A 15,494-nucleotide genomic window follows, 5' to 3' on the forward strand; every position below is an offset into this window, starting at 1 on the left:
TCAACAACATATATGAAAATAGCGATCTTAATCAACCAGTCTCACAAAGAAGAGGAAAAATTCACGACGACCATGCTGGCCCTCAAAGCCCTTGAAAGAGGACATTCCGTTCTTTACATTGGCTTGGCAGATTTTGTTTATGAAGATGAACAGACCGTCTTGGCGCATTGCCGCGTCATTAACCCCCAACATGGCCTCAGCAATGGAGCAGATTTTGTAAAACACCTGAAAGATGCTGAAAAGACCTTGGTCGATTTAGGCGAGATCGATGTCCTTTGGCTTAGGTTTGACCCTACCCTGGACATGCTCAATAGACCTTGGGCCGCTGCAGCGGGAATCCAGTTTGCACAGATCGTCAAAAGGAATGGTCGCTATGTCATCAATGACCCTGATTATTTGGTCCAAGCCAACAACAAACTCTATCTGGAGAATTTTCCAAAATCCGTTCGTCCCAAAACCTTGGTCACCAGAAACCACGACGATGTCCTTCGTTTCTTGGAGGAACAAAAGGATAAGATCATCCTTAAACCCTTAAAAGGTTCTGGAGGCAAAAATGTCTTTATGATCGACTATAAAGAACGCCAAAACCTAAAACAAACTGTAGAGGCCATTGCGAGGGATGGCTATGTCATTGCACAGGAATACCTTCCTGAAGCAAAAAAAGGCGATATTAGATTCTTTATGATGGATGGCGAACCATTGATCGTTGATGGAAAGTATGCCGCAGTCAGGAGAGTCCAAAAAGAAGATGAAATCCGTAGCAATATCCACCAAGGGGCTAAACCGGAAGAAGCTATCATTGATGAAAATATCCTGAACCTCGTTGGCAAGGTATCCCAACAGCTTAAAGATGATAATATGTACCTAGTTGGTTTAGATATCGTTGGCGACAAGATCATGGAGGTGAATGTATTCAGCCCAGGAGCTTTATACCATGCTTCACAAATTTTAAAGAAGGACTTTGCAAATGCCATTATCATGGATTTAGAGAAAAAGGTCAAGGATTTTTACAATAAATAATTGATGAAGAAGCTTTCAAAATGGAGCCTTTTACTTGTGGTCATAACGGCCATCAACCAAGCTGAGGCTTCACAGGTAGCTTTAAGGGATACCATTCAGGTAGATAGCGCATTTACAGACCTGCTGCTGCCAGAAAACCCTATTGGGATATCAGGAGCAGATGGAAGCATTTCAATAGATCTAGGCCAAGGAAAATCGCTCTTCCTCTGGGGAGACTCTTTCCTTGGCCCTATCAAAGATAATATCAGGCAGCAGCCATCAAAGTTTATCTTAGGGAATACCGCAACGCTCATGAGCAAGGATTCCATCAGAAGCCTATATTCCGGTAATTTTGATCAACCCAGTTCCTTTATTGATGTGAAGGAAGAAGAAAAAGGCAAGTACTGGTATTGGCCAGGAGATGCAATAATCTACAAGGAAAAGCTACTGGTATTTATGGCCAAATACAGCAAGAAAGCTAACGAAAAAGGACCATTTGCCTTTCAATATGAAGGCTGTGATTTCCTGTTGCTGGATCCTGTGAACTATAACATTCTGGATCGTTCTCCATTTATTGCAGGCAGTAACCCAATTCATTATGGACATGCCATCCTCCGAAAAGATAATGTGCTCTATATCTATGGTTCGAAAGCAGACAACAAAAACTTCAGGTCGGAATTGCATGTTATGCGAGCTCGCATAAAAGGGAGCAAATTAGAAAAATTAGAATATTGGAATGGTAGCAATTGGGTAAAAGAAGCTGATAAAAGCCAAGCCATCAAGGGCATAAACAGTATGGTTTCCGAGCAATTCAGTGTTCGGGAGTTCAATGGCAAGATTGTATTGATCAACCAAGATCGCTATCAGATACCTGGAAAGATCCTTTCCTATACCGCTGATAATTTCCAAGGACCATTTGCACAGGAGAAACTGCTCTATCAAATCAATGAACCCGAACTTAAATCAGATAGCCTATTCACCTACAATGCCATGTTCCATCCTCAGATCAGGAGAAACAACAGCGTATTGGTCAGTTATAACATCAATACCTACAGTGAAAGACTATGGTGGAAGAAAGCCTCCGTTTACCGCCCCAGATTTATCTGGATTCCTATAGACAGCATCTTCAATTGATTATTTTTCAATAACCCTTTCCTCCTCAGTTAGTGGCGCGGGGGGGATTTCACTGACATTCCTTTCTATCTCTTTTAATTCTACATGAACGGCATATTCAGAAGGTTCAATACTGATGCCATGGAACGTAGCGAACTCTCGGGTAAATATGGCTCCAAAATAAAGGATGGCGGCCGTATAGTACACCCATAACAAGATCAAGACAATGGATGCCGCCGTACCATAGGTAGACTCCGTGTCGGATGATTGTAGATAAAAACCAATTCCAAAACGACCAATAGCGAACAATATAGCTGTAAAAAGGGCTCCTGCCTTTACAGGCCTCCAGCTGATGGTCACATCGGGTAGCACCTTAAAGATCACGGCAAAGAGGATAAAAGTGATACCGAAGGTCAATGCAAAATTGATTAAATCCATCACATAGACCGTCATATCCGGGAAAAATCGTAATAACCTATCGGTAAAGGCCAGGATAATACCATTGACAACCAAAGTCACGACCAATAAGAATCCCAATCCAATGATCAAGGAAGAAGAAAGCAAACGGTCCATAATCATCTTTAACCAGCCCTTTTTGGGTTTAGCCTTGACATGCCAAATCTTATTGATGGAGTTTTGCATATCCCCAAATACCGTAGTGGCACCGATGATCAAGGTCACGATACTGACGATAAGGGCCAGATTAGATTTACCAGAAAGACTCAGGTTCTTGATTACGTCCTGAATCTGACGGGCAGCGGTCAGTCCAACAAGCTCATTCAACTCTGAAAACAACTTACCTTTGATGGCATCCTCTCCATAAAAGATCCCTGCCAGGGAGATCATCAAAACCAATATGGGACCAAGGGAAAATATCGTATAATAAGCTAGTGATGCACTGTACTTCATACTGTCCTCATTCATAAACCCCATGACAGTATTCTTTAATATTTGAAATGTATCCTTAAAAAATCCTTTGCTTTCTTGTTTTTCCATAAATTATCGTTGCTCTCTATCTGTTAGAAACAGCCATCAAATTAAAATGTTTGCTTATGCAATCAACAATTGTTCCGAACATAAAGCTGCCTCTCTTGTTCTAAGCATAGAAACAATTAATAAACAGATCATGAGCAAACAGAATGAAACAAGACCTGAAGAATTAGAAAAAGACAAACCTGAACAACCAAGGGAGGACAACGAAAAAGTACAATCGGATACCGGAAAGCGTCCGGAAGGTGATACCAATCCGCTCCCTCCTAACCCCAATAAGGTCGATGACCACGATGGCGATTAAAAGAAAACGGAAAAAATTAAACGGCCTGTATCCTTGCGGATTCAGGCCGTTAGCATAATAGTTAGTGTGTGTGATCTTTAAATATCTCGACCCAAAAACCGATTTCAAATTTAATTCGATTCGTTGGAGGAATTTGCTTTGTACCAAGTACGGTAAATTTCACGATAGAAGGATATATTTCTAAAAAAAGTAAAGGTTTTATCGGTCTCAAAAAATCATAAATCTGTCTTAAAACCACAAAAAACAATGATTTTACCAGAAATAAATTACATGTTTAACCACCTGCTTTTCCGTCGATTTCCATCAATTTCTAATCCATTTCCAGCAAAAATGAACGCTAAAATTTACCTATTATCAATAAAAAAGGCCTGAAACGAATTCCAGGCCTTTAGTATTTAGAAAATTAATTGTTCAAGTTTAGTTATGCTTAACTTCCATTTCGTCAACATAATGTTCGTTTGGAACATAATCCGCTTCCATCAATTCAGCATAATCCGTTTTTTCTTTCTTACCCCAACGACGACCGAAACCATCGAAGATCGAGTAAACTACCGGTACGACAACCAAGGTCAATAATAGAGACGATAAAAGTCCCCCGATAATTACAATCGCTAAACCTCTGTTGGTATCCGCACCATCACCTGTTGCCAATGCAATCGGGATCATACCGAAAACCATCGCGATGGTTGTCATCAAGATCGGACGTAGACGGGCATGGTTGGCAGCAACCAAAGCGTCATGTGTACTGTCCCCATGTTCTTTTCTATGGTTGGCAAAGTCAACCAATAGGATCGCATTCTTCGCCACCAAACCGATCAACATGATAATACCCAAGATGGTAAAGATGTTCAAGGTCTGGTTCGTTAATGCTAGTAACAATAACGCTCCGATGAATGACAATGGAATCGAGAACAATACCACAAATGGAGTAGAGAAACTATCGTAAAGAGCAACCATAACCAAGTACACCAATAAGATGGATGCAATCAAAGCTACTCCTAAGGTACCGAAACCTTCAGTTTGACTTTCCATGTTACCACCCCATACATATACTACACCTGGCTTACGCTCCAACTTAGAGAATCCTTCTTCCCATTCAGCAGCTACGGTACCCATTGGGCGACCAACTACCGAACCTTGGATAGATACCGCCGGTGATTTATCACGACGTTCCAATAATGTTGGTCCTGAGCCGTAACCTACGGTTGCAAACTGATCCAGTGAAATGGTCGCCCCTTGGTTATTGATAAACTTCAAGGTTCTCACATCATTGATATTTGCTCTTCCACTCTCAGCGAAACGGATATTGATATCATATTCGTTATCACCTGCACGGAATTTATTGTCCGTGTTACCCGAGAATGCTGTCTGCATGGTCATACCTACAGTAGCCACATTCAATCCAAGTGAAGTCATCTTATCACGGTCCACTTGAACACGGATCTCAGGGTTACCATCTTCCGAAGTCAATTTCACACCTGTAGCTCCAGGGATATTGCGTAAAATCTCTTCCGCCTTGATCGCAAACTCACGTGCATCTTCCAAATCTGAACCCATTACGGTCAATTTCAAAGGTGCCTGCTCTGCTCCCATCAAGCCCATGTTTACGGCCGTAACCTTGGAACCGATCAATTTATTCTCCAACTCACGTTTCAAACGAGCTGAATAAACCTTCGAGCTTTCTGTATAGGTATCTTTTAAGATCACGTGGATCTCTGACTTATAGCGTGAACCTGCTGTAGACATTACCCCATCAGAGGATTGACCTACTGTGGTAATGATACTTTCCACTTCTGGTTTAGACTCGATAATCGATTCTGCTTTTTGTGTCAGGAAGTTGGTTTTCTCCAAAGACGCATCTTTCTCCAATTCCAACTGGATCATGAATTCTCCCTTATCTGATGCCGGGAAGAAGTCAGTACCGATATATCCAAGTCCTACCAATGCGAATGAACCAAAGAATAGAACCAAAGCGATAAACAAGGTTGCCAATTTGGTTTTCCAGTTTTTCAAACACCATTCAAGGATACCTGTGATCCAGTGCGTGAATGCTGTCAATCCTGCTTCAAAACCATGTACAATCTTTCCGATAAAGGAATTAGGATTGATATGCTCTAATTTTCCGAAACGTGAATACAACCAAGGCACCACGGTAAAGGAAACCAATAAGGATAATAAGGTCGAAATAATTACCGTCACACAGAACTGTGCTAGGATGTTAGCTACCAAACCGGTTGACATCGCAATAGGCAAGAATACCACCACGATAACCAAGGTAATCGCCGATACGGTAAATCCAATCTCTTTTGCTCCATCATAAGCTGCACGAACCTTATTCTTACCCATCTCCATATGGCGGTGGATATTCTCGATTACAACGATCGCATCATCGACCAAGATACCTACCACTAGGGAAAGACCTAACAAGGACATCAAGTTCAAGGTATATCCCATCAATAACAGACCGATAAAGGTTGCCACCAAGGATAACGGAATCGCAATCATGGTGATCGCCGCATTTCTCAAACTGTGCAAGAAGAACAACATGATAAAACCTACCAAGGCAATCGCGATCATTAAATCGTGGATTACGTTGTCTGCTGCATTCAAGGTATAATCCGTTGAATCGTTCGCAACTTTGATCTGAATATTATCTGTTTTGTAATCTACCTGAACAGTTTCAATGGTTTCTTTTACCAATTTGGAAACCTCAACCGCATTCGCATCCGACTGCTTGAATACCTGTAATAGAATGGTATTCTTACGGTCCAAACGAGCGATTTTTTCGATTTCCTTGATACCATCCTGAACATCGGCAACATCTCTCAAGAAGATCGTTACACCTGTAGGCGTGGTAATAGGCAAGTTTCTCAACTCTTCAACATCCACAACTTTACCTGCCAAACGGATTGTCGTTCTAGACTCACGTGTGCTCACGTTACCCGTTGGGAAGTCCAAATTGGACTGTGCAATTACGTTCTGGATCTGGGAAATGGAAACTCCATAACCCTCTGCTTTTTGTGGATCTACGGAAACCTGGATTTCACGTTCTTCACCACCGACCATGTCTACTTTTGCAACACCAGAGATACGCGCAAAGATCGGCTGTATCTTGTTGTCCAACAGGTCGTACAATTCTTTCTCCGATTGGTTGGAAGTCACCGCCAAACTCATGATGGCGATATCATCCAGGGAGAATTTATTCAAGGATGGAGCCTCGACATCTTCAGGGAGGTCATTGAGGACCGCATTGATCTTCCGCTGGGCATCTGTGAGCAGGAAGTTGACATCCGCTCCATCATTCAGGGTAATCATTACGATCGAAACGTTCTCCAAGGAAGTGGATTCCAATTTCTTGATATTTTCCAACGAGGATACGGCATCCTCAATTTTCTTGGTTACAGTACTCTCAACCTCGGAAGGTGAAGCACCTGGATACACGGTCTGGATGGTAATTACGTTTACCTCAAACTTAGGTATCAACTCATAACCCAATTGGGTATATGAGAATATCCCGCCTAATGTCAATAGTATGAACAATACTATGATTAGACTCGGACGTTTTATCGATATTTCAGTAATCTTCATTTTATGAGTTCGTTCTTAGCACAAATTATTTAATGATTTCAACAGGTGAGTTGTTAAACAAGTTGATCTGACCTGAAACAATAACTTGGTCACCAGCTTGTAAACCGCTAAGAACCTCAATATTATCACCAAAGCTTCTACCTGCTACAACCTCTGATTCTACTGCTTTTCCGTTTTTCAAAACGAATACTTTGTTATCCGAAATACTACCTACGAATGCTGTTCTAGGAACTACTAATACGCTTGAAGTACCGCTTGCTCCGAATACAGCAGTTCCGTACATACCTGCACGCAATTCATTGTTCGGGTTGTTCGCAATCTCGATCTCCACTGGGAAGTTTAAGCTTCCATCGGACTTAGGTGCAATGAAAGTAATCTTTCCAGTAAACTCTCTGTCAGCATATACACTCACTCTTACGTTTACAACCTGTCCCACTCGTAGGGTTGCAACATTCTTTTCGTCAACATTCACACGCAATTTCAAAGTGCTCACATTCACGATATCAAATGCCGGAGTACCTGGGCTTACATAAGCACCTGGTTCAATCTTACGGGAATTCACGATACCAGCAACCGATGTTTTGATCGTTACGTCACCAGCAGTCAATTTTGCACTTTTCAAGTTATTTTTAGAACTTTCAAACTGAAGGCGCATTTGATCCACTTGTTGTTGAGTAACACCACCAGTGCTCAGGGCATTCTCATAACGTTGTAGGTTCGCTAGCGCATTATCATAACTAGCTTGCGCATTAGCAACATTCACGTTCAGCTTATCGCCTTCCACGATTGCCAATGTCTGTCCTGCTGAAACTCTTGATCCTTCATCAACCATAACACGAACCACACGACCACCAGTTTCTGCTGCTACCGTTACTTCTTGTTTTGGCATAAAAGTACCGTTCGCTAGGTATTCTAAGCTCATATTGCTATTCTCAGCCGTATCGATACGAACTGCCACTGCAGCATTCTTCTCAGCTACCGCAGCTGTATCTGCATCATTTTTTGCTTTATTCTTTTGGAGGATAAAGTAGATACCTGCTCCAGCAGCAATGATAACAATTAGGGTAATTAATGTACGTTTCATTTATGTGGTTATATTATTCGTTTACTAATGTTTTTAACTGTCCGTTTGCTTTGATCAACTGGATCTCGGCAATTTTATAATTCAACAATGAGGTATTCAGGTTGTTCTCTGCCGTAGCCAGTGCATTCTCTGCATCCAAAAGCTCGGTCAAGGTTGCCAAACCGTTACGGTAGTTGTTCTGGGTATCATCCAAAACTTCTTTTGACAGGTCAACGTTTCTTCTGTTCGCATCCACGGTCAATAAACTGTTCTTGATCTGCGCTTTCGCATTTTCATTGGCCAAGTTCAGACCAAGACGAGTATCTTCAATATCAACCTCCAATTGTTTGATCTGGATGGTTGCCTGATTGATCTTTGCTTTGGTAGAACCACCATTGAAGATTGGAATGGATAGGTTCAAGCCTAGTCCTGATGTTGGGAACCATTTGAAGTCATTGCTTCCCGGTATCCCTTGACCGAAACCTTGGTAACCGATATCACCACCAAATGACAACGAAGGATAATAGGCCGCTTTCATGCTCTTCCTGTTCAGCTCCAATAATTCAGCTTGTTTTTCCATCAACTTGATCTCGGTCCTACCTGCTAAATCCATGGTTGATGTTGCCATTTCCAGATTTACATCAAATGTTTCTTCTGGCAATTCAATATCTGTTTCGATTGGCATACCGATCGCAAACTTCAAGGCATTTTCCTTTAGTTCCAATGCATTGACAACGATCTGTCTCTGTGCAACCAAGTTATTGATGTTTACTATGATACGATCTAAGTCGATCTGTCTAGCGATACCCGCAGTAACCAAACCTTCAATTACCGTCTTGGTCTTATTGGTATTTTCCAAGTTATTGTCAATGGTTTCCAATTGCAGTTGCGTTTGGAAAACATCGTAATATGCATTGGCCACTTTCTCGATCAAGGATTCATCGGTCAACTGTCTGTTGATTATATAAAATTCGCGCGTGGTCTTTGCTGCTTTCAAGCCAGTGAACAAAGATTGGTTAAAGATCTGTTGGTTCACTGAAAGTCCAGCAGTGGAGTTCCAAGGCTGACCCATTTTAAGATATTGGGTCTGTCCACCAACTTCCAAGGGCATACTTGGGATGATGGCATTGTATTTTACACTTGCCGAGCCGTTGATTTGTGGTAAAGCCCCTGCCCTAACCTCGTCGATTTGGTACTCCGAGTTTTCTAGGTCCAGCATCGCCTTTTTGGCTTCAGCTTTATTCTCCAATGCAAATTTTACCGCTTCCTGCAAGGTTAAGGTCTCTTGTGCATGTAACAATGATCCGGATAGCATTCCCGCTACCATAAGGGCCATAAGTTTTGTTTTATTCATTCTATTTGTTGCTAGCTATTCGTGCTTCGAAAATTAGTTTTAGCGCTCTTTTTTGACTCTCTACGATCTTGTCTACATTCGACTCATTCGGAATGCCTGTAATGACATCCGAAATGGTATGAATAATCCCAAGGCCTTTCTGTATTTCTACTAGAGTCTGTGCACATCCTTCCACATCATCCATGATCAATTCGGCAGCTTCTATCGAACGTTGGAAAAGCATCTTGATCAAGGCCACCTCACGTTTATAGAACTCCTGCATCACCTCGTTCAAGTCCAGACCTTTGATCCAGTCCAGGTTCTCACAGATATGCAACACATAATATTTGCGGGTATAAGCAGCCCTATATTCCAATACATCCGTCATCGTCTTCATCAGGTCGCCTGAATAGGACTCTACAATCTCCTTCTCTCCTGCATACACATCATTTCCAATCTTTATCAATACATCTAAAATAAGAGTTGACTTATCTGGGTAATAATAGTAAAGATTGGCTTTTGTAATTCGCAGATCATCGGCAATTTCATTCATTGTGGTTTTATGAAAACCAAAATGAGAGAAGCGTTTCAACGCTGCATCAATGATTTGATCCTTACGGTTCTCCATTTTTATACCTTTTTTATTTTTGACTTTTTCTAAAAATTGTTCAAAAGTATAAAATAGAAAATAAATAATATCATCCCTTTGTCAAAAAAGTGACGATTAACACTTTTTTAACATAGGACCTACGTTTAGACAAAAATTTAAGGAAGTTGTTTTTAGTCCTGGCTAAAGATTTTGTGGAATTTTTTCTTGTCGAATGAATACAGCTTTGCAGCACGATAGGATACTCCTTTTTGGAATTCATTCAATTCTTTGAGATAACCCAGATTATTGATTTTTTTCCTAAAGTTCCTTTTATCTAGCTGTTTGTTGAGTAAGGCCTCGTAGACTTGCTGCAATTGGGTCAGGGTAAACTTGGCTGGCAATAACTCATAGGGAGTGGTAGAAAAAGTGACCGTTTTCTTGAGTCGGTCCAAGCTCAGCTCTATAATATCTTTGTGGTCAAAGGCCAGGTCAGGCAATTCTGTTACAGGAAACCATTTCAGCTGACGCATATAGGTACCGCCCGAGGAAATTTTATTCTTGACCTCTTCCATCTGTACCAAAGCCATGTAAGCAACCGTCAGGATCCGCCCTTCGGGATGTCGCTTGACCCCGGCAAAGGCGGCCAATTGATCCATGTAAATATCCTTTAACCCAGTCATCTCGAATAGGATACGGGCCACAGCATCGGCCATTTCCTCGTATTTATTCACAAAATAGCCCGGTAGAGCCCACCAATCCTTGTAAGGATATTCATTTCTTTCCGCTAACAATACTTTTAGTTGGCCCTCATCAAATGTCAGAATGACACAATCTATGGTAAAATGTGTTTGCAAAATCTAAATTTATTTTAATTGATCAATTGTTTCCCCTAAAACCTCAACAATAATAAGAATTACACAAACAAATTACTAAAAAAATTTAATAGTGTAAGAAATACACATTATATTCGTATTTCTAAAAAATAAGAAAGACCTAATGAACAAGATACGAAGGATTGGCGTTTATACATCAGGAGGAGACGCTCCAGGCATGAATGCAGCCATTCGCGCAGTAGTTCGAACAGCACTTTTTAACGACCTCAAAGTAACAGGTATATTTAGGGGATATGAAGGAATGATCGAGGGAGATTTTACCGAAATGGTAAGTCGCTCGGTAAGTTCTATCCTTCAAAAAGGTGGAACTATTTTGAAATCTGCTCGCTGCCCTGAATTTAGAACTCCTGAAGGACGTAAAAAAGCGTACGAAAATATTAAAAGAGTGGGGATTGACGCTTTGGTGGCAATCGGTGGAGATGGAACCTTTACAGGGGCCGAAGTGTTCTCCCAAGAATATGATATCCCGGTGATGTGTATCCCAGGAACTATCGACAACGACCTATATGGTACGGACTATACCCTTGGTTTTGACACGGCAAACAATACTGTCATTGATGCCATTGACAAAATTAAAGATACCGCCGCATCACATAACCGTTTGTTTTTCGTTGAAGTAATGGGTAGAGACTCTGGATGTATCGCCCTGAATGCTGGTGTAGCTGGTGGTGCAGAAGCCATTATGCTCCCTGAAAAGGATACCGCAATCGACGAACTCATCGAAATGTTGGAAGTTGCAAAAGATCGAAACAAAACCTCCATGATCGTTATTATTGCTGAAGGTGATAAAAATGGTGGCGCCTACAATGTTGCCAAACGCGTGGAAGAAAAATTTGATTTTTATGACACAAAAGTTAGTATATTAGGACATTTACAACGTGGAGGATCCCCAAGTAGTTTCGACAGAGTACTTGCAACCCGAATGGGATATTTCGCAGTCAATGAACTAATAAATGGCAATAGAAGCGCTACAGTAGGAATACGTGGTAGCAAAATGGTAAGCACCACTCTGGAGGAAGCTTTGCGTGGCAAGGAATTCAAACTGGATGAAGAGCTCATCACTATTGCTGAAGTAATGAACATATAAACTTATGATTGCAGTCGTTTTTAGTGGATCAAGATACGCCGATTGGCGACTTGCCGAAAAAGGCAGGATCCTTCATGGATTCCGCACTACCGGTATCAACCCTTATATCCAAGATGAAAGGTTTATCTTTCAGCTGCTCAATAAAAACACCCAACTGATCAACAATGCCGAAAAGATCCGCAAGATCTATTTCTTCGGCGCCGGTGCCTCTTCCAAAGAAAGACAGGAAAAGATCGAAAAGGTATTTTCCAATTTCTTCAAGAATGCCAAAGTCAAAGCCAGCCACGATATGCTGGCCTCGGCAATCTCCACCTTCGGAAACGAAAAGGGGATCATTGGCATCATCGGCAGTGGGTCAAATGCTGCATATTATAACGGACGTAAAGTCGTCGAGAACAATTATGGTCTGGGCTACATCCTAGCGGATGAAGCTTCTACAAACTGGCAGGCACGTCAGATCCTCAAGGATTTCCTGACCGAGTCCATGCCCCAGGGATTCCGCGAAAAGTTATTGCACAAGCACAACATCGACCGCAAGGTAATCCTGGACAAAACGTACAACAGCCCAAACCCTAACATCTTCCTGACCTCTTTCGCCGACTTCATCCTGGAAAACAAGGATGACCCTTACATGGAAGGGATCATCAAAAAAGGTCTCGAAAAATATGTGAAGACCTATTTGGTCCCCCTTTCGGAGACATACCCTGACTCAACCTTAAATTTCACAGGTTCAGTAGCTAATAATTACGCCGATTGGTTGCGCGAAATCGCCAAAGAAAACCATCTGGCCGTGGGCACCATTATTAGGGAACCTGTACAAAACCTTGTTAAATATTTTATAAATAAAAATTAGTAAAAATGAAAATTGGAATTAACGGATTTGGCCGTATTGGCCGTTTAGCATTCAGAGCTGCTGTAAAACGCAGTGATATCGAAGTAGTAGGTATTAACGACTTAGTAGAACCTGATTACTTAGCATACATGTTGAAATACGATTCAACACATGGTCAATTCGACGGCACTGTTGAAGTAAAAGACGGTAACTTGATCGTTAATGGAAAAACTATCCGCGTTACAGCTGAAAAAGACCCTGCAAACCTGAAATGGAATGAAGTTGGTGCTGAAGTTGTGATCGAATCTACAGGTTTCTTCTTGACTCAAGAATTAGCTCAAAAACATATCGAAGCTGGTGCTAAGAAAGTAATTATGTCTGCTCCTGCTAAAGACGACACTCCTACTTTCGTAATGGGTGTAAACCATAAAGATCTTAAACCAGAATACAACATCGTTTCTAACGCTTCTTGTACTACAAACTGTTTAGCACCTATCGCTAAGGTATTGAACGACAAATTCGGTATCGTAGAAGGTTTGATGACTACAGTTCACGCCGTGACTGCTACTCAAAAAACTGTGGACGGTCCTTCAGTAAAAGACTGGAGAGGTGGACGTGGTGCTTACCAAAACATCATCCCTTCTTCAACTGGTGCTGCTAAAGCGGTTGGTCTTGTTTTACCTGAATTGAAAGGTAAATTGACCGGTATGTCTCTACGCGTTCCTACTGCTGACGTATCTGTTGTTGACTTAACGGTACGTCTAGAAAAAGGTGCTTCTTACGAAGACATCAAAAAAGCAATGAAAGAGGCTTCTGAAGGCGACTTGAAAGGTATCCTTGGATACACTGAAGATGATGTAGTTTCTACTGACTTCTTAGGTGACGCCCGTACTTCTATCTTCGACGCTAAAGCTGGTATCTCCTTGAACGATAACTTCGTGAAAGTGGTATCATGGTACGATAATGAGTGGGGTTACTCAAACAAAATTATCGACCTAGCTCAAGAAGTAGGTAAATTATAAGTATAATTTGATTTGTTCCTGGAAACAGGAATAATTCCTATATGAAAAACAGTAGTGGCGAAGAGCTGCTACTGTTTTTTTGTTGTTACTTTTTGCGAAAAAGTAAGCAAGTTCATGTTTGAACCAGGATGGAAGGGATGTGAGGATATTCCAAGATCTGGGTTTTGAACCAGGATGGAAGGGATGTGAGGATGGTCCAAGATCTGGGTTTTGAACCAGGATGGAAGGGATGTGAGGATGGTCCAAGATTATGCTTAATTTGCCACTGGAAAGGTAGCCGATTTTGTAGGGGCTTATTGCATAAGCCCGCCTTCTGCAATCCTAACATCAACATCGCTTTCTGATTAAAGAAATTCCTAAATTTTCAAACTCTCGCGCCTACAAATCCACAGCCCAAACTCCCATGGGGAACATCTTTATAAAAAATGGAAATCGATCAACGACCAATCCACAGCATGGCTGAAATATTTTTCAAAACCTTTTATGTGTCACCCTGAGGGCTCCGCCGAAGGGTCTCGGGACTATCTATGCCCATATTTTTTTTGAAAACCCCTGGAAGGAATGAAATATTTCCCTACCCTTCTCTTCCTTGCTTATCCCTGAATAAAAAAAGAGCATTTTTTAGAATGCTCTTTATCAATATGTCCATTAAATAATATTTTACTATTTCCCCCAAAAAGCATTTTCAGCTTCTTGGTCATCTGAAAACAACCAAACTTCGGTAATCTTTTCATTTTCCACTTTAAACAGATCAACACCTAACATATCCAATTTGCGTTCGTCTATCGAACCGCTGAAACGCAAAGGCATTGCAACCAAATCACCATTGACCATTAAATTACTGTTTGGCGTTAATGCAAAGGTCCCTTTGGAAACTTCCATCATACCAGCAATCATTTTACCGATCTCATCAGCACCGTTTTTCAATCCAGAAAATTGATTGTCGCCTGGCTGATGCCATTTAACGCCTTCTGAAAAATACGAAAATGCTGTCGGTACATCACCTTTTCCCAGTGCTTCAGCATATGCAATTACTACTTCTTTTGCTGTCATAATAATTTCTTTTAATGTTTATTGTACAAAATTAGAACATTACTTACCTTTGTACAAGTACCTACCTAATGGTACAGTACTTACCTATTTGTTAGAAACACTGGTTATCAAATGGAAGAAAATAAAAAAATAATTAAGCAGTCCGACGAAAACTGCCCTGTACGGAAATCTTTGGAATTATTGGGTGGTAAATGGACCTTATTGATACTGTTTCAAATAAACGAAAGGGTAATCCGTTACGGCGAGCTCAAACGCTGCATTCCCAAAATCAGCGAAAAAATGCTGATTCAAGAACTAAACTCCTTGGTAGCAAACAAATTAGTTTCCAAAAAATCATATCCCGAAATACCCCCAAAAGTGGAATACAGCCTTACCGATTTGGGCTTAAAAACATTACCCATCGTGGATAAACTGGCTACTTTTGGATTGGAAAATTTGAAATAGAATAATTAAGGTCAGAAAAACAGATAAACTTTTCGAAATAAAATCATCCCTTTTATCTTAACCTTTTTTGACCGAATTAATAGCGTATCCAAAGAATAGGTGATTTCCACAAACAAAAGCAAACCAAAACCCAAGTCAAAAATAGCAATTAAGCTACATCCAATTTGGGTTTTGGTTTTATCTA

The 15,494-nt window shown here is 41.0% G+C and carries 14 protein-coding genes; 7 read left to right on the plus strand and 7 right to left on the minus strand.

Annotation, left to right across the window (positions count from 1 at the left end):
* Nucleotides 1-12 precede the first annotated feature (12 nt).
* Together ACWIB3_RS13940 and ACWIB3_RS13945 are read left to right on the plus strand one after the other, a co-directional pair.
* Nucleotides 13-1,020, plus strand: coding sequence for an ATP-grasp domain-containing protein (locus ACWIB3_RS13940; protein WP_454291912.1), 1,008 nt, complete (start codon nt 13-15; stop codon nt 1,018-1,020).
* Between the two features lie 3 nt (nt 1,021-1,023).
* Nucleotides 1,024-2,133: a hypothetical protein gene (locus ACWIB3_RS13945; RefSeq protein WP_454291913.1), complete on the plus strand. Its 1,110-nt coding sequence runs from the start codon at nt 1,024-1,026 to the stop codon at nt 2,131-2,133.
* Here ACWIB3_RS13945 and ACWIB3_RS13950 read toward each other — a convergent pair whose 3' ends face one another.
* The gene (locus ACWIB3_RS13950) at nt 2,134-3,108 is read right to left on the minus strand and encodes a YihY/virulence factor BrkB family protein (protein ID WP_185214240.1); all 975 of its coding nucleotides are present in this window, start codon (nt 3,106-3,108) and stop codon (nt 2,134-2,136) included.
* A 130-nt stretch (nt 3,109-3,238) separates the two neighbouring features.
* On the opposite strand from ACWIB3_RS13950, the gene ACWIB3_RS13955 reads away from it, so the two are divergent.
* Nucleotides 3,239-3,406, plus strand: a complete 168-nt coding sequence (locus tag ACWIB3_RS13955; RefSeq protein WP_454291914.1) for a hypothetical protein — start codon at nt 3,239-3,241, stop codon at nt 3,404-3,406.
* A gap of 417 nt (nt 3,407-3,823) precedes the next feature.
* Here the strand turns inward: ACWIB3_RS13955 and ACWIB3_RS13960 are convergent, their stop codons facing one another.
* The 5 genes from ACWIB3_RS13960 to ACWIB3_RS13980 form a co-directional block, all read right to left on the minus strand.
* Nucleotides 3,824-6,994 (minus strand): efflux RND transporter permease subunit, encoded by a 3,171-nt coding sequence (locus ACWIB3_RS13960; protein WP_185214238.1) that lies wholly within the window; start codon nt 6,992-6,994, stop codon nt 3,824-3,826.
* 25 nt (nt 6,995-7,019) lie between these two features.
* The gene (locus ACWIB3_RS13965; protein ID WP_185214237.1) at nt 7,020-8,078 is read right to left on the minus strand and encodes an efflux RND transporter periplasmic adaptor subunit; all 1,059 of its coding nucleotides are present in this window, start codon (nt 8,076-8,078) and stop codon (nt 7,020-7,022) included.
* Nucleotides 8,079-8,091: 13 nt separating this feature from the next.
* The gene (locus tag ACWIB3_RS13970) at nt 8,092-9,411 is read right to left on the minus strand and encodes a TolC family protein (protein ID WP_185214236.1); all 1,320 of its coding nucleotides are present in this window, start codon (nt 9,409-9,411) and stop codon (nt 8,092-8,094) included.
* Nucleotide 9,412: 1 nt separating this feature from the next.
* Entirely contained in the window at nt 9,413-10,018 is a 606-nt protein-coding gene (locus ACWIB3_RS13975; protein WP_185214235.1) for a TetR/AcrR family transcriptional regulator, read from the minus strand.
* 152 nt (nt 10,019-10,170) lie between these two features.
* Nucleotides 10,171-10,833, minus strand: a complete 663-nt coding sequence (locus tag ACWIB3_RS13980) for an NUDIX hydrolase (RefSeq protein ID WP_185214234.1) — start codon at nt 10,831-10,833, stop codon at nt 10,171-10,173.
* A gap of 142 nt (nt 10,834-10,975) precedes the next feature.
* Here ACWIB3_RS13980 and pfkA point away from each other — a divergent pair, with 142 nt between their 5' ends.
* Genes pfkA through gap form a run of 3 tightly spaced genes read left to right on the plus strand, consistent with a single transcriptional unit; the run spans nt 10,976 to nt 13,813 of the window.
* On the plus strand, nt 10,976-11,959 hold the full coding sequence (pfkA, locus tag ACWIB3_RS13985; protein WP_185214233.1) for a 6-phosphofructokinase: 984 nt from the start codon (nt 10,976-10,978) through the stop codon (nt 11,957-11,959).
* Nucleotides 11,960-11,963: 4 nt separating this feature from the next.
* Nucleotides 11,964-12,812, plus strand: a complete 849-nt coding sequence (locus tag ACWIB3_RS13990; protein ID WP_185214232.1) for a hypothetical protein — start codon at nt 11,964-11,966, stop codon at nt 12,810-12,812.
* A 5-nt stretch (nt 12,813-12,817) separates the two neighbouring features.
* Nucleotides 12,818-13,813 (plus strand): type I glyceraldehyde-3-phosphate dehydrogenase, encoded by a 996-nt coding sequence (gene gap, locus ACWIB3_RS13995; RefSeq protein ID WP_185214231.1) that lies wholly within the window; start codon nt 12,818-12,820, stop codon nt 13,811-13,813.
* Nucleotides 13,814-14,476: 663 nt separating this feature from the next.
* Here the strand turns inward: gap and ACWIB3_RS14000 are convergent.
* Nucleotides 14,477-14,866, minus strand: a complete 390-nt coding sequence (locus ACWIB3_RS14000; RefSeq protein WP_185214230.1) for a nuclear transport factor 2 family protein — start codon at nt 14,864-14,866, stop codon at nt 14,477-14,479.
* A 111-nt stretch (nt 14,867-14,977) separates the two neighbouring features.
* Here ACWIB3_RS14000 and ACWIB3_RS14005 point away from each other — a divergent pair, with 111 nt between their 5' ends.
* Entirely contained in the window at nt 14,978-15,310 is a 333-nt protein-coding gene (locus ACWIB3_RS14005) for a winged helix-turn-helix transcriptional regulator (protein ID WP_313261282.1), read from the plus strand.
* Nucleotides 15,311-15,494 lie beyond the last annotated feature (184 nt).

It is taken from the genome of Sphingobacterium sp. NPDC055431, from assembly GCF_053644255.1.

Coding starts and splice junctions, on each gene's coding strand:
- ACWIB3_RS13965 (WP_185214237.1), bottom strand. CDS start 8,078: ATGAAACGTACATTAATTACCCTAATTGTTATCATTGCTGCTGGAGCA.
- ACWIB3_RS13960 (WP_185214238.1), bottom strand. CDS start 6,994: ATGAAGATTACTGAAATATCGATAAAACGTCCGAGTCTAATCATAGTA.
- ACWIB3_RS13950 (WP_185214240.1), bottom strand. CDS start 3,108: ATGGAAAAACAAGAAAGCAAAGGATTTTTTAAGGATACATTTCAAATA.
- ACWIB3_RS13990 (WP_185214232.1), top strand. CDS start 11,964: ATGATTGCAGTCGTTTTTAGTGGATCAAGATACGCCGATTGGCGACTT.
- pfkA (WP_185214233.1), top strand. CDS start 10,976: ATGAACAAGATACGAAGGATTGGCGTTTATACATCAGGAGGAGACGCT.
- ACWIB3_RS13940 (WP_454291912.1), top strand. CDS start 13: ATGAAAATAGCGATCTTAATCAACCAGTCTCACAAAGAAGAGGAAAAA.
- ACWIB3_RS13955 (WP_454291914.1), top strand. CDS start 3,239: ATGAGCAAACAGAATGAAACAAGACCTGAAGAATTAGAAAAAGACAAA.
- ACWIB3_RS13945 (WP_454291913.1), top strand. CDS start 1,024: ATGAAGAAGCTTTCAAAATGGAGCCTTTTACTTGTGGTCATAACGGCC.
- gap (WP_185214231.1), top strand. CDS start 12,818: ATGAAAATTGGAATTAACGGATTTGGCCGTATTGGCCGTTTAGCATTC.
- ACWIB3_RS14005 (WP_313261282.1), top strand. CDS start 14,978: ATGGAAGAAAATAAAAAAATAATTAAGCAGTCCGACGAAAACTGCCCT.
- ACWIB3_RS13970 (WP_185214236.1), bottom strand. CDS start 9,411: ATGAATAAAACAAAACTTATGGCCCTTATGGTAGCGGGAATGCTATCC.
- ACWIB3_RS14000 (WP_185214230.1), bottom strand. CDS start 14,866: ATGACAGCAAAAGAAGTAGTAATTGCATATGCTGAAGCACTGGGAAAA.
- ACWIB3_RS13975 (WP_185214235.1), bottom strand. CDS start 10,018: ATGGAGAACCGTAAGGATCAAATCATTGATGCAGCGTTGAAACGCTTC.